Source organism: Candidatus Arsenophonus triatominarum (genome assembly GCF_001640365.1).
GTDB classification, from domain to species: domain Bacteria; phylum Pseudomonadota; class Gammaproteobacteria; order Enterobacterales; family Enterobacteriaceae; genus Arsenophonus; species Arsenophonus triatominarum.
The window spans coordinates 82,833-103,416 of the sequence record NZ_LWMI01000016.1 but is presented as its reverse complement, the minus strand read 5'-3'; the positions used below and the strand labels follow the sequence as shown (position 1 = coordinate 103,416).

16 protein-coding genes and 10 pseudogenes are annotated in these 20,584 nt (G+C 36.9%); 15 read left to right on the top strand and 11 right to left on the bottom strand.

The features are described from left to right. Positions 1 to 451: 451 nt before the first annotated feature. Positions 452 to 997 carry a bifunctional murein DD-endopeptidase/murein LD-carboxypeptidase gene (mepS, locus tag AYJ55_RS14510; RefSeq protein WP_063657059.1) on the top strand — a complete coding sequence of 182 codons (546 nt, stop codon included), beginning with the start codon at positions 452 to 454 and terminating at the stop codon, positions 995 to 997. 3 nt (positions 998 to 1,000) lie between these two features. Here mepS and AYJ55_RS29215 read toward each other — a convergent pair. Next, positions 1,001 to 1,216, bottom strand: a pseudogene (locus AYJ55_RS29215) (YejG family protein); the annotation flags it as partial. 628 nt (positions 1,217 to 1,844) lie between these two features. Here AYJ55_RS29215 and AYJ55_RS14500 point away from each other — a divergent pair. The 5 genes and pseudogenes from AYJ55_RS14500 to AYJ55_RS26320 form a co-directional block, all read left to right on the top strand. Beyond that, a complete protein-coding gene (locus AYJ55_RS14500; protein WP_063653415.1) occupies positions 1,845 to 2,210 on the top strand; it encodes an IS630 transposase-related protein in 366 nt (121 codons plus the stop codon). Continuing rightward, on the top strand, positions 2,134 to 2,667 hold the full coding sequence (locus AYJ55_RS14495; RefSeq protein ID WP_162505291.1) for an IS630 family transposase: 534 nt from the start codon (positions 2,134 to 2,136) through the stop codon (positions 2,665 to 2,667). Before AYJ55_RS14500 ends, AYJ55_RS14495 begins: the two co-directional genes overlap by 77 nt. Before the next feature lie 84 nt (positions 2,668 to 2,751). Further along, positions 2,752 to 3,957, top strand: coding sequence for an IS256 family transposase (locus AYJ55_RS14490; RefSeq protein ID WP_063657058.1), 1,206 nt, complete (start codon positions 2,752 to 2,754; stop codon positions 3,955 to 3,957). Between the two features lie 29 nt (positions 3,958 to 3,986). After that, positions 3,987 to 4,748 (top strand): annotated as a pseudogene (locus tag AYJ55_RS14485) (IS982 family transposase); the annotation flags it as partial. A gap of 28 nt (positions 4,749 to 4,776) precedes the next feature. After that, positions 4,777 to 5,181, top strand: a pseudogene (locus tag AYJ55_RS26320) (transposase); the annotation flags it as partial. 228 nt (positions 5,182 to 5,409) lie between these two features. Here AYJ55_RS26320 and AYJ55_RS14475 read toward each other — a convergent pair. The 7 genes and pseudogenes from AYJ55_RS14475 to sbcB all read right to left on the bottom strand — a co-directional run. Beyond that, a pseudogene (locus AYJ55_RS14475) lies at positions 5,410 to 5,688 on the bottom strand (integrase core domain-containing protein); the annotation flags it as partial. A gap of 189 nt (positions 5,689 to 5,877) precedes the next feature. Beyond that, positions 5,878 to 6,206, bottom strand: a pseudogene (locus AYJ55_RS26315) (IS481 family transposase); the annotation flags it as partial. A 344-nt stretch (positions 6,207 to 6,550) separates the two neighbouring features. Beyond that, positions 6,551 to 6,842 (bottom strand): annotated as a pseudogene (locus tag AYJ55_RS14470) (transposase); the annotation flags it as partial. Positions 6,843 to 6,908: 66 nt separating this feature from the next. Next, positions 6,909 to 7,397: an IS630 family transposase gene (locus AYJ55_RS14465; RefSeq protein ID WP_063653499.1), complete on the bottom strand. Its 489-nt coding sequence runs from the start codon at positions 7,395 to 7,397 to the stop codon at positions 6,909 to 6,911. Further along, positions 7,366 to 7,731 carry an IS630 transposase-related protein gene (locus AYJ55_RS14460; RefSeq protein ID WP_063653415.1) on the bottom strand — a complete coding sequence of 122 codons (366 nt, stop codon included), beginning with the start codon at positions 7,729 to 7,731 and terminating at the stop codon, positions 7,366 to 7,368. The genes AYJ55_RS14465 and AYJ55_RS14460 overlap by 32 nt, the downstream gene beginning before the upstream one ends. 36 nt (positions 7,732 to 7,767) lie before the next feature. Next, positions 7,768 to 8,033: pseudogene (locus AYJ55_RS33305) on the bottom strand (IS982 family transposase); the annotation flags it as partial. 161 nt (positions 8,034 to 8,194) lie between these two features. Then, complete coding sequence (gene sbcB, locus AYJ55_RS14455; protein ID WP_063657054.1) at positions 8,195 to 9,622, bottom strand: exodeoxyribonuclease I; 1,428 nt, start codon at positions 9,620 to 9,622, stop codon at positions 8,195 to 8,197. A gap of 447 nt (positions 9,623 to 10,069) precedes the next feature. Between sbcB and tmaR the strand changes: the two genes are divergently transcribed. The 3 genes from tmaR (at position 10,070) to AYJ55_RS14435 (ending at position 11,582) form a co-directional block, all read left to right on the top strand. Beyond that, entirely contained in the window at positions 10,070 to 10,390 is a 321-nt protein-coding gene (gene tmaR, locus AYJ55_RS14450; RefSeq protein WP_063657053.1) for a PTS system regulator TmaR, read from the top strand. A 369-nt stretch (positions 10,391 to 10,759) separates the two neighbouring features. Beyond that, complete coding sequence (locus AYJ55_RS14440; RefSeq protein WP_063653415.1) at positions 10,760 to 11,125, top strand: IS630 transposase-related protein; 366 nt, start codon at positions 10,760 to 10,762, stop codon at positions 11,123 to 11,125. Further along, the gene (locus AYJ55_RS14435; protein ID WP_162505291.1) at positions 11,049 to 11,582 is read left to right on the top strand and encodes an IS630 family transposase; all 534 of its coding nucleotides are present in this window, start codon (positions 11,049 to 11,051) and stop codon (positions 11,580 to 11,582) included. Before AYJ55_RS14440 ends, AYJ55_RS14435 begins: the two co-directional genes overlap by 77 nt. 51 nt (positions 11,583 to 11,633) lie before the next feature. On the opposite strand, the pseudogene AYJ55_RS36110 reads toward AYJ55_RS14435, so the two are convergent. Beyond that, positions 11,634 to 11,891, bottom strand: a pseudogene (locus tag AYJ55_RS36110) (NAD(P)H-binding protein); the annotation flags it as partial. Positions 11,892 to 12,100: 209 nt separating this feature from the next. Continuing rightward, on the bottom strand, positions 12,101 to 15,334 hold the full coding sequence (rne, locus tag AYJ55_RS14430; RefSeq protein WP_063657051.1) for a ribonuclease E: 3,234 nt from the start codon (positions 15,332 to 15,334) through the stop codon (positions 12,101 to 12,103). A gap of 557 nt (positions 15,335 to 15,891) precedes the next feature. On the opposite strand from rne, the gene rluC reads away from it, so the two are divergent. Next, on the top strand, positions 15,892 to 16,839 hold the full coding sequence (gene rluC, locus AYJ55_RS14425) for a 23S rRNA pseudouridine(955/2504/2580) synthase RluC (protein ID WP_063657050.1): 948 nt from the start codon (positions 15,892 to 15,894) through the stop codon (positions 16,837 to 16,839). 70 nt (positions 16,840 to 16,909) lie between these two features. On the opposite strand, the gene AYJ55_RS14420 is transcribed toward rluC, so the two are convergent. After that, positions 16,910 to 17,491 carry a Maf family protein gene (locus AYJ55_RS14420; RefSeq protein ID WP_063657049.1) on the bottom strand — a complete coding sequence of 194 codons (582 nt, stop codon included), beginning with the start codon at positions 17,489 to 17,491 and terminating at the stop codon, positions 16,910 to 16,912. A gap of 142 nt (positions 17,492 to 17,633) precedes the next feature. Here AYJ55_RS14420 and AYJ55_RS33300 point away from each other — a divergent pair. The 5 genes and pseudogenes from AYJ55_RS33300 to AYJ55_RS14400 form a co-directional block, all read left to right on the top strand. Beyond that, positions 17,634 to 17,881: pseudogene (locus tag AYJ55_RS33300) on the top strand (DUF177 domain-containing protein); the annotation flags it as partial. Between the two features lie 123 nt (positions 17,882 to 18,004). After that, positions 18,005 to 18,344 (top strand): annotated as a pseudogene (locus AYJ55_RS29200) (YceD family protein); the annotation flags it as partial. 22 nt (positions 18,345 to 18,366) lie between these two features. Continuing rightward, on the top strand, positions 18,367 to 18,537 hold the full coding sequence (rpmF, locus tag AYJ55_RS14410) for a 50S ribosomal protein L32 (RefSeq protein ID WP_026822220.1): 171 nt from the start codon (positions 18,367 to 18,369) through the stop codon (positions 18,535 to 18,537). A gap of 31 nt (positions 18,538 to 18,568) precedes the next feature. Next, a complete protein-coding gene (gene plsX, locus AYJ55_RS14405; protein WP_074168072.1) occupies positions 18,569 to 19,606 on the top strand; it encodes a phosphate acyltransferase PlsX in 1,038 nt (345 codons plus the stop codon). Positions 19,607 to 19,612: 6 nt separating this feature from the next. Then, the gene (locus AYJ55_RS14400) at positions 19,613 to 20,566 is read left to right on the top strand and encodes a beta-ketoacyl-ACP synthase III (protein ID WP_063657048.1); all 954 of its coding nucleotides are present in this window, start codon (positions 19,613 to 19,615) and stop codon (positions 20,564 to 20,566) included. Positions 20,567 to 20,584 lie beyond the last annotated feature (18 nt).

The following is a 20,584-nucleotide window of genomic DNA, read 5'->3' as shown; positions in this document are numbered from 1 at the left end:
TTCTGCTACTGAAAAACAGACTAAATTTTATTAAAATTTAACAAAAAACCAACAATCAATTAATAAAATATTGCTAACAAATTTAGCATAATTTTTTATTAATTAGCTAATTTTAATTGCTAATCACCAATACACTGATTTTTTAAATAGTATACTTAACCAAAATATTAAACCTTTTATTCAATAAGCTTATTTACATCGACACTAGTTATTTAATCAAAAAATTTTGATTTTTTGTAAATTAATACAAGAAAACTCGCCATTTTTTATTTACTTGTATAAACTGTTTATGTTTTAACATATCAATGTATTTGAAATAGGTACTCAGTCATATACATTTATATAACGAACAATAGTGATGATATTTTAACCTTTAGCTAACAAAATAAAATATCGTCAAATTTACATTATATCGAATATCCACATAAAGATAACAAGGGATAAATCAATAATGGTCAAACTTCAACCGTTACTGAGATACTGTATGAAGCCTATTCCGGCACTAATCATTACTTTATTACTATCCGCTTGTAATTCACCAAATTCACCGCTATATAAAACACAATCTAACTCACTTTATCAGGTATCACAAGCCGAGTTTGAACAATTAGTACGCAATGTAGAAATTAAAACAAAAATATTAGAGCAGTATGCAAACTGGAGAGGTGTTGCTTACCGTTTTGGTGGTACAACAAAGAAAGGTATTGACTGTTCAGCCTTTACCCAACGTATGTTTAGTGAGCAGTTTGGTGTTGATTTACCTCGCTCAACAGATGAACAACAATATACCGGCCACTGGGTCAGGCAACAAAATTTACGCCCTGGCGATCTGGTTTTTTTTAGAACTGGCCCAACTAATCGGCATGTCGGTATTTATATTGGTAATGATAAATTTATCCATGCCTCAACAAGTAGCGGTGTAACAGTTTCTGCAATAAATGATGATTACTGGAGTAAACGTTATTATGCAGCTCGTCGAATCATTGATACGTATTAATATTTAATGAGAATAATAACGAGATAGTAGCGTTATTGATTCCGCAATAGCAACACCCACTGTTTTAAAATGACAAATCGCTAAACTTTCATCTTCATAACGAATAAAAAGGCAAACTTGACCTTGCCATTCAAGCAAATCATTAGCAATTTGTATTTCATCTAAAGCTAAACTTAAATACTTTAATACCGCCAAATTATCGCTAATATCACAGCAAAGTACCTTAAAAGCCCATTAATATATTAGACTCAGAGCTGGATATATTATCAGGCATTAGCTCGATTTTTTCATCTGTATGCCCTGTTAACTATCGATAATTTTGTGGCAAACGATGAATGACAGATAACTTTAAATTACCCACTAAAAACCCTATATTGTAATTAATTATATTATTTTTCTATTTAAATAAAAAATAACTTAAAATACTAACTTATCAAGCTATTTTATACTTGCCCTGGTATTTTACATCATATAAATATTATAAATTTTTGTTATTCTAATATAAAAATTTAGCTTAAAAAATAAAATCTGTTAAAAATCAACAAAGCATATTATCTTTCAATAGTAAAACTGTATTATTTCATTTAATTCTTTATAAAAAAGCCATATATCAGATAATTAGCTAAAATAAGCAGTAATGAAAGATAAAAATGAAATAATTAATAAATTGATTGGCTCATGAATTGAGCCTATCTAAATTGTGATTATTATCGAAGTAAAAGATAAGAAATCACATTAAGTTCATATTAATAAAGTATTTAAATAACGATACAACACTAATGAAATTTATTTCTTTATTAAATAGATAATATAGCTAGGCGACTTAATTTTGATTACAAGGTGTGTTATGAGTTATACAATTGATTTTCGACGTAAAGTAATATCTGTAAGGAAAGCCGAAGGTTTAACAATTCGAGAAACTGCGAAACAATTCCGTATTGGAAAAGCGTCTTTAGTACGTTGGCTTAAACGACCAGAGCCAAAAAATTCAACGCCACGTAAGAGGAAGCTCGATAAAAATGCTTTAGCAAAAGATGTGGAACAGTATCCAGATGCTTACCAAAAGGAACGGGCAGAGCGATTCGGTGTTTGTAAAAAGACTATTTGGCAATCCCTTAAAAAGCTGGGATTAACCTATAAAAAAAACTCTATTCCATCCAAAAACCAACGAAAGCGACAGGCTGGCACATCAGCAAAAAAGACAACAGTATGAAAAAAAAGATAAATCTGTTGTTTTTATTGATGAAAGTGGTTTTTCACATGACACTCCACGAACTCACGGCTATTCCCCAAAAGGTCACCGTTGTTTTGGCCTGAAAAACTGGGGTGCTAAGGGAAGAACAAATGTTATTGGCGCTTTATTGGGAACAACCCTTTTTGCTATCGGATTATTTGATTGCAATATTAATCGTGATGTTTTTTATGTTTGGATCACAAAAATATTGCTCCCAGAACTTCCTGAAAATTCTGTTATTTTTATGGACAACGCTAGCTTTCACAAAGGTAAGAATATTGAACAGGCAATTATAAACGCAGGACACCAGATAGAATATTTGCCTGTGTATTCACCAGATTTAAATCCTATAGAACATAAATGGTCTCAAGCTAAACGTAAAAAGATGGAAACAGGATGCACTATCGATGACCTGTTTTTAATACATATGCTGTAATCAAAATTAAGTCGCCTAGCTATAATCCGGTAGTGTTCAAAAATCTGTGTCATATCTTAAACTCAAAAAAAAGAGGTATGACATATGAGAAATCAATCATTTAATTTTGATGAAGCGTTGAAGCAATTACAATCAGGTAAAAATTTACTCGGTACGGATGGAATACTCACACCACTCATAAAACAGCTGACCGAAGCTGCCCTGCAGGCAGAAATAGAACACTACCTATCGACAACGTCAATCGATACGCGTAAAAATGGCTATACTCGAAAAACGGTTAAATCGACATCAGGTCAATTTGAACTGAAAACGCCCAGAGACAGGTCAGGTGCTTTTGAGCCTCAGCTCATTAAGAAAAATCAGACAAAATTATCAGAGGATATTGATAACAAAATCCTATCGTTATTTGCATTAGGCATGAGTTATCGTGATATTCAAAAACATGTTGCAGAATTATATGGACTGGAAATATCAGATGGAGCTATTACGCATATTACTGACAAATTACTCCCTGAATTAAAAGCCTGGCAACAACGCCCTCTGGAGGCGCTCTATCCTTTTGTCTGGCTCGATGCCATTCATTACAAGATAAAACATGATGGTCACTATATCAATAAAGCAATCTACACAGTACTTGGACTAACCACCGATGGGCATAAGGAATTGTTAGGACTCTATATGTCTGAAACAGAAGGAGCACATCATTGGCTGAGCGTTCTGACTGACTTACATAACCGTGGTATACAAGATATTTTAATCGCTTGTGTTGACGGATTAAAAGGGTTTCCAGAAGCGATAGCCAGTATTTTCCCGCAGACAGAAGTTCAGCTATGCGTAGTTCATCAAATTCGCAATAGCTTACGTTATATTGCCAGTAAAGACCAAAAAGCCTTTATGGCTGATTTAAAGCCGGTTTATCGTGCAGATACTAAAGCGGCTGCTGGGCTTGCCCTTGATGAACTGGAAACGAAATGGGGTGAAAAATACCCGATAGTGCTAGAATCCTGGCGAAGTAAATGGGAGTTGCTCAGTGCTTATTTTCGATACCCTAAAGCCATTAGAAAACCCATTTATACGACCAATGCAGTAGAGGCGGTTCATCGGCAGTTTAGGACATTAACTAAAACCAAAGGGGCTTTTCCTAATGAAAACAGCTTATTAAAATTACTTTATATTGGCATCAATCAGGTATCCAACAAATGGACTATGCCGATTAGTAACTGGGCGTTAACCATTGCTCAATTGTCCATCTATTTTAAAGGGCGCCTAGATGGTATAATCAAAATATAAAATCCCCTGACACAGAATTATGAACACCCTCGCAGCTTTCATTGGCTGAAATGATGACACTGGTTGTTTTGTTTCATCAACTCCGATTCAGACAATTCAAGGTATTTTATCTCTATTATGTCCGTTTATATCTCAGGAAGGAATTTCCTAACTTGCCATCATATTCACGCTGCGTAGAGTTACTTCCGCGTAGTGCCTTAGCTTTAACGGCACTGTTTGAGTCAATTAAGGGAAAGTGCACGGGTCTGTCGGTTGCCGATTCTACTCCGATAGCTGTGTGTGATAACTTACGGATCCGCCGGCATAAAGTCTTCGATGGGATAGCTGAACGAGGAAAAACCTCAACAGGTTGGTTCTTTGGTTTCAAACTTCATGTAATTATCAATCACTTGGGGGAAATACTCAGTTTTCGATTTACACCAGGAAACACAGATGATCGGAAACCATTACCTGAGCTGATAAAAGATCTTTCTGGTTGTTTGTATGCGGATAAAGGGTATTTATCGGCTTCACTGAAACAGCAACTGAAAACAATGGGAATTAACCTTATAACGAATATCAAGGAGAAAATGAAGCCTGTTGAACAGACTTGTTTCGACAAAGTCATCTTGCGTCATCGTTCTGCCATTGAAACGGTATTTGATGAGTTAAAAAATCTTTGTCAGATAGCGCATACGCGGCACCGCTCTCCTGCTAACTTTGTAGTGAATTTATTAGCCGGGCTGGTTGCATATTGTTTAATTCCATCTAAACTAAAGATACTGGTGGCAGGAACATATCTTCAAGCATAATTGATAATGCTTATCCCGAACTCAGGTTAATATGCAATTGAACAAGTTAGAAATCTCAGAAGAAGGAACCTTAATACACTTACGAGGTTATGGTTGGGTGACAGTTTTCAAATTTATAGCCAAAAACGGCCGTATTGATTACTTAGTAACAAACAAAGAGAATCCCACCCGTGAATACGTCAAATCTATCATGGATGCCCGTTGGTCTGTTGAAGTTTATCATCGAGAAGTTAAACAAAATTGTGGTATTGAACGCTGTCAAGCTCGCACGAATCGGGCGCAAAGAAATCATATTTTTCTCGCAATTTCTGCGTGGTTTGAACAACATAAACGCCGTATATCTGAAAAAATAACTCTTTATCAACAAAATTGGCATGTAATCAAAAATGCTATTGCTGAGCAGATCAGGGGTTTATTAGTATACCCAAATTAGGTTTGTGCGAAACTCGTGTTTATATGAGGCTGGAAACCTGGCCGGAGTTGATACAACTGTTAGAAAAAACGTGTAGTCAAACCAAAGCAGACTACCGTAGTGAGGAATGCTATTATGGCGCAATTATCTATTTTTGCACCTGTGCCGATTGGTCATGGTTGCTGTATTATTTGTAGTAGCTCAGACTTGATCTGACAGTTACCGGTTATTTATACAGTACCTGTCAGGTTAAATTTGATTTAAATCTTTTTCTCTCCAAAGTTGTTTTCCATCGCGTAAAGTTGCCATAGGCGTTCGACCGCAACACATTTTTCCTTGATGAGTGCGTTGGTTATTATATTCCGCTAACCATTTATCTAAATCAGCTTGTAATTCATCTAAAGCCCTATAGATTTTCTTACGAAAAGCCACCTGATAGAACTCTTGTAATACAGTTTTATGAAAGCGTTCACAAATCCCATTAGTTTGAGGTGAACGAGCTTTAGTTTTTGTATGATCAATATCATTAAGCATGTTGCTCAATAGTGAAATAAAGTTGCTTAAAATAAAAACAAGTTAGATACATCTAAAAAATACAAAAATAGTTTATTTTTTAATCTTACATAGGTTATTTTTAATGCAAAAATTGATGATTTTATCATCATCGGCTGGTTTTTTTGTAAGTCATAATTAATTTTGCTATTGAGCAACAGGCTTATTGATAGCGAGATAAAGTTGATAATCGTGATGTTCAACTTTACCACAATACTCACTGCCTCTGTCCGTCAGTATACGTAACACCGGTAACCCATGCTGGGAATAAAAAGGGAGAACCTTGTCATTTAATAAATCTGCCGCCGTTATCGCGCTTTTTGTTGTGTAAAGCTTACAATGAACGACTTTACTGTAAGTATCAATGTAAGTTTGTTGGTAAACACGACCAACGCCTTTTAAATGACCGACATAAAAAGTATCTTGTGAACCCAGATAACCTGCGCTGTTTCAATCTCACCACAGGCTTCATCATCTTGCGCTTTCTTTTCTAGAGTGTAGTGGTCAACTAAAATTGGCCACTACACAATGACAGAACGATGACGCAAGATGGCTTTGTCGAAACAAGTCTGTTCAACAGGCTTCATTTTCTTCTTGATATTCGTTATAAGCCACGAGTTTCGCACCAATAAAAAAACGCTCTATTTTTAAGTTTAATTCAGCATAATATATAAATAGACAAAATCTTATAAATTAAAAGCAACTTATTGTAATTTAAACAAATTTATACGTTTTAGTAACTTGCAAATTAACCATTGCTTTTAAGCCTTTTCTGGAATTTTATATTCCTGTGCGAAATTCGTGATAAGGTTAATTCCCATTGTTTTCAGTTGCTGTTTCAGTGAAGCCGATAAATACCCTTTATCCGCATACAAACAACCAGAAAGATCTTTTATCAGCTCAGGTAATGGTTTCCGATCATCTGTGTTTCCTGGTGTAAGTCGAAAATTGAGTATTTCCCCCAAGTGATTGATAATTACATGAAGTTTGAAACCAAAGAACCAACCTGTTGAGGTTTTTCCTCGTTCAGCTATCCCATCGAAGACTTTATGCCGGCGGATCCGTAAGTTATCACACACAGCTATCGGAGTAGAATCGGCAACCGACAGACCCGTGCACTTTCCCTTAATTGACTCAAACAGTGCCGTTAAAGCTAAGGCACTACGCGGAAGTATAGCTAGGCGACTTAATTTTGATTACAGCATATGTATTAAAAACAGGTCATCGATAGTGCATCCTGTTTCCATCTTTTTACGTTTAGCTTGAGACCATTTATGTTCTATAGGATTTAAATCTGGTGAATACACAGGCAAATATTCTATCTGGTGTCCTGCGTTTATAATTGCCTGTTCAATATTCTTACCTTTGTGAAAGCTAGCGTTGTCCATAAAAATAACAGAATTTTCAGGAAGTTCTGGGAGCAATATTTTTGTGATCCAAACATAAAAAACATCACGGTTAATATTGCAATCAAATAATCCGATAGCAAAAAGGGTTGTTCCCAATAAAGCGCCAATAACATTTGTTCTTCCCTTAGCACCCCAGTTTTTCAGGCCAAAACAACGGTGACCTTTTGGGGAATAGCCGTGAGTTCGTGGAGTGTCATGTGAAAAACCACTTTCATCAATAAAAACAACAGATTTATCTTTTTTTTCATACTGTTGTCTTTTTTGCTGATGTGCCAGCCTGTCGCTTTCGTTGGTTTTTGGATGGAATAGAGTTTTTTTTATAGGTTAATCCCAGCTTTTTAAGGGATTGCCAAATAGTCTTTTTACAAACACCGAATCGCTCTGCCCGTTCCTTTTGGTAAGCATCTGGATACTGTTCCACATCTTTTGCTAAAGCATTTTTATCGAGCTTCCTCTTACGTGGCGTTGAATTTTTTGGCTCTGGTCGTTTAAGCCAACGTACTAAAGACGCTTTTCCAATACGGAATTGTTTCGCAGTTTCTCGAATTGTTAAACCTTCGGCTTTCCTTACAGATATTACTTTACGTCGAAAATCAATTGTATAACTCATAACACACCTTGTAATCAAAATTAAGTCGCCTAGCTATAACTCTACGCAGCGTGAATATGATGGCAAGTTAGGAAATTCCTTCCTGAGATATAAACGGACATAATAGAGATAAAATACCTTGAATTGTCTGAATCGGAGTTGATGAAACAAAAAACAACCAGTGTCATCATTTCAGCCAATGAAAGCTGAGTAGACCGTCTACGACGCTTACTACCGTTATTCAGCAAAATTTCATGCATTTTTGGCTCGAAGTCTTTACAAAAATCATCCATCAGGCAATAAAGTTCAGTAAGATTTTTCATCATTGTTTAACAATGCTCTACGCTTTAACCAGATTGTTAGAGTATTTTAACGAAATATGCGCATTCAACTATTTGAATAGCAAGACTTTCACTTTATTTCTTATCCCGAACTCAGGTTATATTAGCTAACCCGTTTTTGTATATAGTATGGCGAAACCAAATTAACTGGCTATCTGATTGGCATAATCTACCAGTGCTTTTAGTTGCAGGCACTTCTTTTTATCTTCTTGATGTTCAATAAATAATTGCTCGATAGTTTGCAGATATTCGGTTATTTTCTCGCTGGTCAATCTATCGCGTCGGTGATGTAACCAGGCAAGCTGTTCTTGTTCTGTCAGTGTGGCCGGATAGTTCCTGGCACGGTAACGAAAAAATAGTTGCTTCATGCGCGGATCGTCAAATTTGAGATCCAATGCGGGTAAATTTTGCGGTAAAGTTTGACGGATAATGGCCATTGTTGAACGATCATTATCACCAAAAAAATCGGCATAAAGCTTAGTATCTACATCAGTTGCTTCAGGAAAGGGTTGCGGTTCGGTAAAAAGTTGAATAACTTTATCCCGCACTTCACTATGTTGTCGCAATATGGCTAAATTATTCAGACAGACATCGAGATCTAGTGTTATGCGTTGTGCATCTGCTGCTCGCAGTGTGTTGGCCGGTGCCAGGATTGGACATTTATTAATATGTATCAGTTTAATAGGAATGGCTAATTCACCGGCTAACTCTGCTTTGGGTGTGTATAAACGTTGCCTTAGAGTATCACTATCTAATGTTAACAGTGGGCTAATATCTGCTGCAAGATCACAGGCAATAATTGCATTACGGTTTTCGGGATGCCAGGCCAGTGGTGCAATTAGACTGGTATTGGCTCGTATTGCGCCCAACATGCCGGAAACATGCACTAAAGGGGTTATGGCAATAATATCAATCAATTGGCGAATTTCATTTTTATTTCTTAATTGAAAGAAGTAATCGAACATCCTTGGCTGTGCTTGCTTAATTAATTTTGCCATTTCGATAGTAGCAAAAACGTCGGCCATTGCATCATGAGCATTTGCATGCTCGATACCGTTTGCAGTGGTCAGATGTTCTAATTTGAAACTAGGTAGTCCTTCATCATTGCTAGGCCAGTTAATGCCATCAGGTCGTAACGCATAGCAAGCGCGTAACACATCAAGTAAATCCCAACGTGAATTACCTTGCTGCCAGCTATAAGCATAAGGATCATAAAAATTACGGTAGAAAATATGACGAGTGACTTCATCATCAAATCGAATATTGTTGTAACCGACAATACAACTATTGGCTACGCTAAATATTCCATGAATACGTCTAGCAAATTCAGCTTCATTTATGCCATGAGCTATTGCATATTGGGGCGTAATACCCGTGATCATTACGGCTTGAGGTTGAGGGAGATAGTCATCGGCAGGGGCACAGTAAAAAATTTGTGGCTCTTCGATAATATTAAAATTTGAGTCGGTTCTGATGCTAGCAAATTGTGCTGGTCGATCGAGAGCAGGATGCTGCCCAAATGTTTCATAATCGTGAAACAGAAATGAGGATTTTTGCTTATTGGCCAAAATATTTTCCCAATTTTATGTAGCGCAATATGTTGTTTAATAATATTAAAATATTCTAATCTGACAATGAATGTTTTTTACTCTCTGCGTTAACTTATTTTTAATGACTCATTGATGAGTCCAGCAGAAATGAATTTTGTATTTTAAATTATCCGCAATCGCAATAATACGCCGTTAATGAATACTTAAGCTGAATATCATTATTATGCAATGAATTATCATGGTATTAGTGTTAACTTTGAAAATTTCACTTATTTATCATTTTTTGTTTAACTAAATTTAGGTTATTAATAACACAAAATTAATAAAGACAGACCAAAAGTGTCATTATCAGCGTAAAGATAATAAAACAGAGTAGAAATCTTAGAAATTGGCTTGTGTCATTAAGTTAATCGCCGTATCGTGTAGTTTATTATTCATAATGCATATGTTTTATTGAAAGGTATAGAAATGACAAGTAAAAATAAGCAGTCATTCCAAAATGTACTGGAGTTTGTACGTATGTTTCGTCGTAAAAATAAGATCAAACGTGAATTAGCGGATAATGAAAAAAAAATTCGTGATAATCAGAAACGAGTTTTGCTGTTGGACAACTTAAGTGAATATATTAAAGAAGGCATGACCATTGAAGAGATCAGAGCAATAATTGCTAATATGCGTAGTGATTATGAAGATCGGATCGATGATTATAATATCAAGAACGCAGAATTATCAAAAGAACGTAGGGAGTTATCACAAAAATTGAAAACCACGTCTGATACTAACGGCTAATAGAATTTGCTTAGACTTATGAATTCCCTGTAACACTTTTTTATTACAGGGATTTTATTAATAGTTAATTTCATATTAAAACCCAAATTTGGATCTATTACCGTATAGGTTTGTTGGTAAGTTAGCTTATTTTCAGCAATATTTGATAGCTCTATGGCAATATCTTGCCGAGTAACTAATCCTAGTTGAGGGAGTTGAATACGTTGGTGATTGCCGGTAGCAGGTAAATTAAGCAGTCCACCAGACCGAAGGATAGTGTAATATAATGAACTGGTTTTTAGGTAGCACTCAACCATTGATTTATGGCGAATTGACAGACCAAATAGCGTTTTATAGCTAGGCGACTTAATTTTGATTACAAGGTGTGTTATGAGTTATACAATTGATTTTCGACGTAAAGTAATATCTGTAAGGAAAGCCGAAGGTTTAACAATTCGAGAAACTGCGAAACAATTCCGTATTGGAAAAGCGTCTTTAGTACGTTGGCTTAAACGACCAGAGCCAAAAAATTCAACGCCACGTAAGAGGAAGCTCGATAAAAATGCTTTAGCAAAAGATGTGGAACAGTATCCAGATGCTTACCAAAAGGAACGGGCAGAGCGATTCGGTGTTTGTAAAAAGACTATTTGGCAATCCCTTAAAAAGCTGGGATTAACCTATAAAAAAAACTCTATTCCATCCAAAAACCAACGAAAGCGACAGGCTGGCACATCAGCAAAAAAGACAACAGTATGAAAAAAAAGATAAATCTGTTGTTTTTATTGATGAAAGTGGTTTTTCACATGACACTCCACGAACTCACGGCTATTCCCCAAAAGGTCACCGTTGTTTTGGCCTGAAAAACTGGGGTGCTAAGGGAAGAACAAATGTTATTGGCGCTTTATTGGGAACAACCCTTTTTGCTATCGGATTATTTGATTGCAATATTAATCGTGATGTTTTTTATGTTTGGATCACAAAAATATTGCTCCCAGAACTTCCTGAAAATTCTGTTATTTTTATGGACAACGCTAGCTTTCACAAAGGTAAGAATATTGAACAGGCAATTATAAACGCAGGACACCAGATAGAATATTTGCCTGTGTATTCACCAGATTTAAATCCTATAGAACATAAATGGTCTCAAGCTAAACGTAAAAAGATGGAAACAGGATGCACTATCGATGACCTGTTTTTAATACATATGCTGTAATCAAAATTAAGTCGCCTAGCTATAGCTTTAGATGAGAGATATTTCCAACCATCACCGGAGCCCAACAGAGGTCACCAATAATAAGCGTCGAATATTTAACGTTTCGGCCGATTTAATAATATTAAGATTACCAGTTAGATCAGAGCTCTTACCGCCTATAGTACTAAATATAATGATGCTGTTATTAGAAATATCAGCCAATGTATTTTTTATGTCGTTATATTGGCAAGCATCTCCTTCAATAACTTGCGCGCCTATTTGTGTTAGTCGTGTTTTATATTTTGCATTACTAATAAAAGCGATGACTTGATGACCTTGCCGAAGACCATATTATACAAGATGATAACCAATTCCTTTACCTGCGCCAAAAACAATCCATTGAGACATATTTATTCCTGATTTAATAATAAAGAATACATATTTTACTAAAAGTACTCTGATATTAAACGCGAATAAGTGAGTTTTAGTTAAAATTCAGAATAAAAAAATGCCCAAACTAGGGCATTTTTTATTGGTTATTATTTGGGTTTAAACATATTGGATGTGGCCATATTTGTGGCAACATGACCACCGGCACCATTTTTACCATGGAAAGTTATCGCAGGTCGTACGTAAGCTTTAATTTCCAAACCGCTTTCAATAATTTCTGGCGCCGGTGCTTTTGTGGTCGGCGCATGGGAATAGCCTATTTTTTTTACTAATTTTATCGCAGCAGTTTCTTCTTTTCGATGATTTGCCTTTTTTGCAATGACATCGGTCACAGAAGATATATTTGGCTGAACATGGCTATAATTTTCATCCGATGAGTCTGTTGTTTTTTCCTGATTGATTTCATCGACTGAATATTCATCCTTTTTAATCTCATTGGCTATGAAAAGTTCATAATTAACCGATTGCCCATTTTGTAGCTGATCGGTTGCCCCACTATCTACTAGCGTTTCTACAACCACATTAGTGTTGTTTTCAGGCATTACTTTGGCTTCAATAAGTGGTTGACAAGCTTTTTCGTTTTGTTCAGTACCTTGAGTCTTTATGGGAATAAGCAATACTTCGGCAGAGGGCAGTAAGCTTTTTTCCATCGTTGATTGAGCCGCTTCACTAATTGGCACTGTTTTTTCTTCTGCTTCAACTTTATCAATGATGTCATTACAGTTAATTGGATTGGCAGAAGATGCTGTTTTTTCATTAAATGTCATCATATTTTTACTATTTGATGACATTTCGTTCAATTCATTTAACTTAATCGGGTATTGGATCCAGACTTTACCTGAAGATAATTCAGGCGAAGCAACGGCCATTTTTAATGGTACTAATGATTTGCTTTGATTTTCATCACGATAACGACGACGGCGTTGCCCGCTAACGCGTAGGTGGCGAGGCGATCGTCTTGATCGCCGCGGAATGATCGTTTCTTGTCGTTCATTAGCATAATTGGTAGCTGCTTCTTGAGATTCAACCTGTTCGGTGACATGCGGCATATAGGTTTTTTGCTCCGCTGGCAGAATTGGTTTGGCAGTTAACAAACCAGGCTCATCATCTGCGCTATTGGCAATAGGCAACTGAATATCCTGATATTCTTTATCAATAGATAGTTTTTGCTGCTCAGTCGCACTATTTGCAACCCGTATAGATTGAACTAGTTGACGCTGTTGACGGCGAGGAGAGGTAACGACCGTTCTTTCCGTTTCAGCCTCTTTCTTGTCAAGTGGTTGTGTTGTAATTTCAAGTTGCAGCAGGCGTTTTTCTTCCTGACGACGACGTTCAGCTCGCTGTTCGCGACGCTGCTGTTGAGTTTCACGTGCTGCGCTCTCTTGAGTATCATTAAAATGATTTTTCTGATTACGGCTCTTACGCGATTGTGGCTCATCGGTATGTCCACGATTTTGACGGTTATCGATATTGTCATTCTGTTCACGGCGTTGAGTTGGCCGACGATTATTACGCCGCTCACTATTACGTCGCTTATCATTACCACTTTTCGATTTTTTTTTTGCTTTTTCAATTGGTTGCGGTGATTCGGTAAATAATTTTTTCAAGAATGAGGTAATTCTATTAAACATACTTGTCGAAGTTTGCTTGTTGGTTAATTTACTCTGTTTACTTGATTTGCTCTTAGCAACCCCTGCATTTTTTGTATCTGCTTGAGATTGTAGAGCAAAAGTAGAAATAGCCGGTTGTTCAGGTAACTTTTTCTCACTGGCAGCATCATCTATTAGATTATTGGTTTCAGCTTCGTGATATTGCGCGAGATAGTAACTTAATGCTGAAACTTCTTCACCCTTACGAATGCGGATCACATTAAAATGCGGTGATTGCATCTGATCGTTAGGAACAATAATGACACGTATATTGTGTTGCCGACGTTCAATTTCATTGACAGACTGGCGTTTTTCATTCAATAGATAAGAAGCAATTGGTACCGGTACAATAGCATGTACTTCATGGGTATTTTCTTTTAATGCTTCTTCTTCGATCAAACGTAAAATAGAGAGTGAAAGTGATTCATTATCACGGATTGTTCCTGTGCCGCTACAACGAGGGCAAACGTGATGGCTGGATTCACCAAGTGACGGACTTAAACGTTGGCGTGACATTTCAAGTAGACCAAATCGTGATATCCGAGCGATTTGGATACGTGCTCTGTCTTGGCGTACGGTTTCATGCAGACGATTTTCAACTTCACGCTGATGGCGGACGGGTGTCATATCAATAAAATCGATAACAATCAGTCCACCTAAATCCCGTAACCGTAATTGACGGGCAATTTCATCAGCAGCTTCTAAATTGGTGTTGAATGCGGTTTCTTCAATATCGCCACCACGGGTTGAACGTGATGAATTGATATCGATAGCAGTTAATGCCTCAGTGGTATCGATAACCAATGCACCACCCGACGGTAAACGAACCTCACGTTGAAAAGCCGACTCGATCTGTGATTCGATTTGATAGTGGCTAAAGAGTGGAACATCTCCACTGTAATATTTGATTTTACTTGCAAAATCACCACGACCAATCGCTTCAATATGATGACGAGCCATTTCGACAATTTTCGCATTATCAATCAGGATTTCACCAATATCAGGGCGCAGGTAATCACGAAACGCCCGCACAATGACGTTACTTTCTTGATGAATAAGGAAAGGCGCTGATCGGTTTTCCGCTGCTTTTTTTATGGCTTGCCAGTGTTTAAGACGATATTGTAGATCTTGCTGTAGCGCTTCCGCTGATTTACCTACACCAGCAGTACGGACAATTAATCCCATACCATCGGGTATTTCTAATGAGGATAATGCCTCTTTCAGTTCTGTGCGATCTTCACCCTCAATACGTCGTGATATTCCACCTGCGCGAGGGTTATTTGGCATTAAAACAAGATAGCTACCAGCTAAACTAATAAAAGTCGTTAGCGCCGCCCCTTTATTTCCTCGCTCTTCTTTATCAACTTGGATAATAACTTCCTGGCCTTCTTTTAAAACATCCTTTACGTTTGGGCGACCGTGGGGTTGATAATGGCTAGGGAAGTATTCACGTGCAATTTCTTTAATCGGGAGAAAGCCGTGCCTTTCTGATCCATAGTCAACAAATGCTGCTTCCAGACTAGGTTCTATACGGGTAATTTTGCCTTTGTAAATATTTGCTTTTTTTTGTTCGTGTCCGGGATTTTCAATATCTAAGTCATAAAGGCGTTGCCCATCAACAAGAGCAACGCGCAACTCTTCTTGTTGAGTTGCGTTAATTAACATTCTTTTCATTATAAATACTCATTATTCTACTAAGTCAAAAAAGTTGCGACTAAAAATGGTTACTGTTGACCGATGGTTTCGTGACTTTTACAAAATCGTCAACCTCGCGGTTGTCGGTTGTATTGAAACGCAATTTTTCGGTGAAGCTACGTTTAAATAAAATGCTGCATTCTTAAATTAGTACTGTTGCTGAATTTATCCGTTCAATGTACAGTTTAGCTAATCCAGTAAACCTTTGTTCACAATTCAATAATTTATTTTTTTGATTTTACACACCGTCTTACACCATTGCTGCGTTTATGTGTTATCAAAATAGATCGATCTCAAATTACGCCAACGCTTGTTTTAATAAACATTATGGCAACTGTACATTATTCCATTGCTTATGGGTAGATATCAAGATAACTTTTGCTGTTTATTGCGTTTTTATAGGGAAAAATGTGAAAAAAATGCATTTGACAACGGAATTGACAAAGTTTAAGAAAAAAAGGCTAAAACAAGGTATCATAATATTCGGTCGCAATATTTAACAAGTTCAAATGTTAACAAAATGTTATAATTAGATAATGAAAATACAGAATCAGGTCCAATTTGTTATTATCGATAACGATGAAGCAGGCCAACGTATTGATAATTTTTTATTGACACGTTTAAAAGGTGTTCCTAAGAGTATGATTTACCGAATTATTCGCAAGGGTGAAGTAAGAATAAATAGCGGTAGAATCAAACCTGAATATAAAATTCAAGCAGGCGATTTAATCAGGATCCCACCCGTTCGGCTGGCAGAAAAACAACAGAATGTTATTTCGGCTAAATTGGATAAGGTAGCCGCACTCACTGATTATATACTTTACGAAGATGAGCATCTGCTGGTTTTGAATAAACCTTCCGGTATGGCTGTTCATGGTGGCAGTGGGGTAAATTTTGGTGTTATTGAAGCTTTACGCGCATTACGTCTTGAAGCACGTTTTTTGGAACTTGTCCATAGGTTAGATCGTGAAACATCGGGTGTTTTACTGATAGCGAAAAAACGTTCGGCTCTTAGGCTATTACACCAACAGTTACGTCTGAAACAAATGCAAAAACAGTATGTTGCGTTAGTGAAAGGGCAATGGCCGTCGCATATTAAAGTTATTCAGGCACTTTTATTAAAAAATATTTTACAAAGTGGCGAACGGATAGTGAAAGTCAGCGCCGATGGTAAATATTCAGAAACCCATTTTAAAATTAAAGAGCGTTTTTCTAATGCTACGTTAGTCAAAACCAGTCCAATAACAGGGCGAACACATCAGATCAGAGTACATGCACAATATGCAAAGCATCCTATAGCATTTGATAACCGTTATGGTGATCGCGATTTTGATCAACAGTTAACGATTACCGGTTTGAAACGACTTTTTTTACATGCTAGTTCATTAATGTTTATCCATCCGGCCAGTGGGGAAAAATTAACTTTCAACGCCCCTTTAGATCAACAACTTAAAAGCTGTTTGGCAATATTACGTAAGCAATAATGCATCGCTAATCAAATTAGCAAACCAGCTTGCATTATAAACTGGTTTGCTTTTGTATGTTGTAAGATAGTTAATTGAGAGGGTTGATGCCGTGAGCACGTAACATATTAATTAAATTAATTAAAGGTAAGCCGATTAAAGTATTAGGATCCCGTCCAACAACTTTTTCAAATAATGTGATGCCTAACCCTTCTGACATAAAAGCCCCTGCGCATTGATAAGGCTGTTCTTTTGTTAGATAGTTTTCAATTTCTGTATCTGTTAAATGGCGAAAATAAACAGTGAAAAGTTCACATCTAGCATTGTATTTTCTGGTTTCACTATCAAATAAACAGAGTCCGGTATAAAAGATAATTTTTTTGCCGGAGGCTTGCTTCAGTTGCTTGGTTGCTTTGCTATGAGTTAGTGGTTTTCCTATTATTTGATTTTCCAGGATACAGACTTGATCTGCACCTATTATTAAATGTGTAGGATATTTAGTTACTAATGATTTTGCTTTTTCAATGGCTAAGCGAGTGACGAGAAAAGTAGCCGATTCATTGATTAATGGGGTTTCATCTATATTAGGCGCATCGGCAATAAAAGGTAAGCCTAACTTTTGTAGTAGCTGATAGCGTGAAGATGACATTGACGCCAATACAATTGATTTCATAAAATATCTAAAATCCATAGCCAAATGAGGTGAGACATTTTAAACTAAATAGAGCTTAAATAGCGAATATTTGGTGGAAAAATAAGCAAAAGCAGCCTTTTCCTTTGACTATGTCTCATTACAAAGATAATATGCGCGCCTTATACAAAAGGTAAAATTACCCTTAACGATTGATGCGCATCGCGCAGCACAAAAAAATTGGATTATTTAGGATATTATTCACCTAAACAGGTTTTGCGTGTCGTAGAATCAGTAGTAAGTTAGATAGCGATGTAACTAGTGAGCTATCGTTTGCAACATTTAGTTGTCATAAAAGGCGATTCTGATGTTGATGTCACGTTAAAATGTGAACGTTGTGGTAAAAATTTTAACCACAATATTCATGTAACTTATTGCACGAGTTTCGCACCAATAAAAAAACGCTCTATTTTTAAGTTTAATTCAGCATAATATATAAATAGACAAAATCTTATAAATTAAAAGCAACTTATTGTAATTTAAACAAATTTATACGTTTTAGTAACTTGCAAATTAACCATTGCTTTTAAGCCATTTCTGGAATTTTATATGCCTGTGCGAAACTCGTGTTATTGTTTTAGTCCTGTCATTGATGATGAGAGAATTGCGTTATTACCTGAAGAGTATGAGCCAATCATTATTGATCAATTTGGTGAAATAGATTTGCTAGCAATGATAGAAGATGAAATAATCCTCTCTTTGCCGGTGGATCCCTGTTCATAACTCTGAACGCTGTGAAGTGTCCGACCCGGATATGGTTTTTGGTGAGTTGCCTAACGAGGCAGAAAAGCCAAATCCCTTTGCCGTATTAGCTAGTTTAAAAAAAGTACTATAAAGTACTATAAGGAGTAAGGTCAATGGCCGTACAACAAAATAAACCCACTCGTTCTAAACGTGGTATGCGTCGCTCACATGATGCATTGACAACTGCCGAAGTGTCGGTAGATAAAACTTCTGGTGAAACCCATTTGCGTCATCATGTGACTGCTGATGGCTATTACCGTGGTCGCAAGGTTATTAATAAATAGTTGTTGTGTTAATTATTAAACGATTAATGCCTTGGCTAATTTAACCTTAGCATTAGATGCGATGTGTGGGGATAATGGTCCTCGCATTATTGTGCCTGCTGCATTGCAGGCACTCGTTTCTAACCCACAGTTAAGATTATTACTGGTCGGTATTCCCGAAATTTTAAACCCATTGCTTGCAGATCAGCGTGCTGAGCTGCGTGATCGTTTGCAAATTATTCCTGCTGAATATGCTATTGCTAATGATATTAAGCCATTACAAGCAATCAGGCAAAGTAAAGGCTCGTCAATGCGGATTTCTCTAGAATTAGTGAAGTCTGGTCAGGCGCAAGCGTGTATTAGTGCTGGAAATACTGGTGTACTTATGGGGTTAGCAAAACTCATATTGAAAACAATAAATGGTATTGAAAGGCCAGCGTTGACAACGATTTTGCCAAATCAAGAACATGGTAAAACCGTTGTACTTGATTTGGGCGCTAATGTTAACTGCGATAGTCAAATGTTAGTACAATTTGCCGTGATGGGAGCAGTAATGGCCGAAGAGGTTGCTAATATAAGCAATCCACGAATAGCATTATTAAATATTGGTGAAGAAGAAAATAAGGGTTTAGATAATATCCGCGAAGCCGCCTCAATATTAAAAGCAACACCTTCTATTAATTATATTGGTTATCTAGAAGGTAATGAGTTATTGACGGGTAAAGCTGATGTATTCGTTTGTGACGGCTTCGCAGGTAATGTAACGTTGAAAACAATGGAAGGCGTAATACGCGTTATTTTATCTTTAGTAAAATCTTCAACTACAGAAAATAAGATCTCATCGTGGCTGATGAAGTTGATTAAACCGTGGTTGCAGAAACGTATCTCAAAACGTTTTGGGCACCTGGATCCTGATCAATATAATGGCGCTTCACTTTTAGGATTACACGGTATTGTAATTAAAAGTCATGGAGCGGCAAACCAAAAAGCATTTAAAGCTGCAATTGAACAGGCGATTCAAGCGGTAGAAAAGCAAATTCCTGATAGAATTGCGACTCGCTTGAATATCTTACTACCCAAGAGTGATTAAAGCAAAATGTATACAAAAATCTTAGGTACTGGCAGCTATTTGCCTGTACAGATTCGTACGAATGCTGATTTAGAAAAAATGGTAGATACTTCTGATGAATGGATAACTACCCGAACAGGAATTAAAGAACGCCGCATCGCAACAGAAGAAGATAATGTATCTACAATGGGTGCTAATGCTGCGCAAAAAGCGTTAGAAATGGCTGGCATCACAGCTAATGAGATTGATTTAATCATTGTAGCAACGACTTCTTCGACCCATGCTTTTCCAAGTGCGGCATGCCAAATCCAACAAATATTAGGCATTAAAAACTGTGCCGCATTTGATGTTGCTGCTGCATGTGCTGGCTTCACTTATGCACTGAGTATTAGTGATCAGTTTATTAGAACAGGGATGGCGAAGAAGGCATTAGTTATTGGTTCTGATGTATTATCTAGAGTATTAGATCCGAATGATCGTAGTACACTTATTTTATTTGGTGATGCAGCAGGTGCAATCGTTGTCGGCGGTTCACCAGAGCCAGGAATTTTGTCGACCCATTTACATGCCGATGGTAATTATGGTGATTGGTTAACTTTACGCCATCAAGAACATAGTAAATGCTCAGAGCCAACTTATGTCACAATGGCGGGTAATGAGGTTTTTAAGATCGCGGTGAGTGAATTAGCTAATGTTGTGGGTGAAACATTAGAAAAAAATGTACTAGATAAATCAAAATTGGATTGGTTAGTCCCGCATCAAGCTAATTTACGGATTATTCAAGCAACAGCAAAAAAGCTGGCTATGCCAATGGATAAAGTCGTTATTACGCTGGATAGACACGGTAATACTTCAGCAGCATCAGTACCAACAGCGTTTGATGAAGCAGTCAGAGATGGCCGCATACAGCGAGGGCAAATGATATTGCTTGAAGCATTTGGTGGTGGTTTTACTTGGGGCTCAGCGCTGATCCGTTTTTAAATTATACAGGAAAATAAA

What these genes read in the sequence shown, in the direction of transcription:
- AYJ55_RS14500 (WP_063653415.1), top strand. Translation starts at nt 1,845, where the DNA reads ATGAGTTATACAATTGATTTTCGACGTAAAGTAATATCTGTAAGGAAA.
- rluC (WP_063657050.1), top strand. Translation starts at nt 15,892, where the DNA reads ATGAAAATACAGAATCAGGTCCAATTTGTTATTATCGATAACGATGAA.
- AYJ55_RS14490 (WP_063657058.1), top strand. Translation starts at nt 2,752, where the DNA reads ATGAGAAATCAATCATTTAATTTTGATGAAGCGTTGAAGCAATTACAA.
- AYJ55_RS14400 (WP_063657048.1), top strand. Translation starts at nt 19,613, where the DNA reads ATGTATACAAAAATCTTAGGTACTGGCAGCTATTTGCCTGTACAGATT.
- rpmF (WP_026822220.1), top strand. Translation starts at nt 18,367, where the DNA reads ATGGCCGTACAACAAAATAAACCCACTCGTTCTAAACGTGGTATGCGT.
- AYJ55_RS14420 (WP_063657049.1), bottom strand. Translation starts at nt 17,491, where the DNA reads ATGAAATCAATTGTATTGGCGTCAATGTCATCTTCACGCTATCAGCTA.
- AYJ55_RS14460 (WP_063653415.1), bottom strand. Translation starts at nt 7,731, where the DNA reads ATGAGTTATACAATTGATTTTCGACGTAAAGTAATATCTGTAAGGAAA.
- mepS (WP_063657059.1), top strand. Translation starts at nt 452, where the DNA reads ATGGTCAAACTTCAACCGTTACTGAGATACTGTATGAAGCCTATTCCG.
- tmaR (WP_063657053.1), top strand. Translation starts at nt 10,070, where the DNA reads ATGACAAGTAAAAATAAGCAGTCATTCCAAAATGTACTGGAGTTTGTA.
- AYJ55_RS14440 (WP_063653415.1), top strand. Translation starts at nt 10,760, where the DNA reads ATGAGTTATACAATTGATTTTCGACGTAAAGTAATATCTGTAAGGAAA.
- rne (WP_063657051.1), bottom strand. Translation starts at nt 15,334, where the DNA reads ATGAAAAGAATGTTAATTAACGCAACTCAACAAGAAGAGTTGCGCGTT.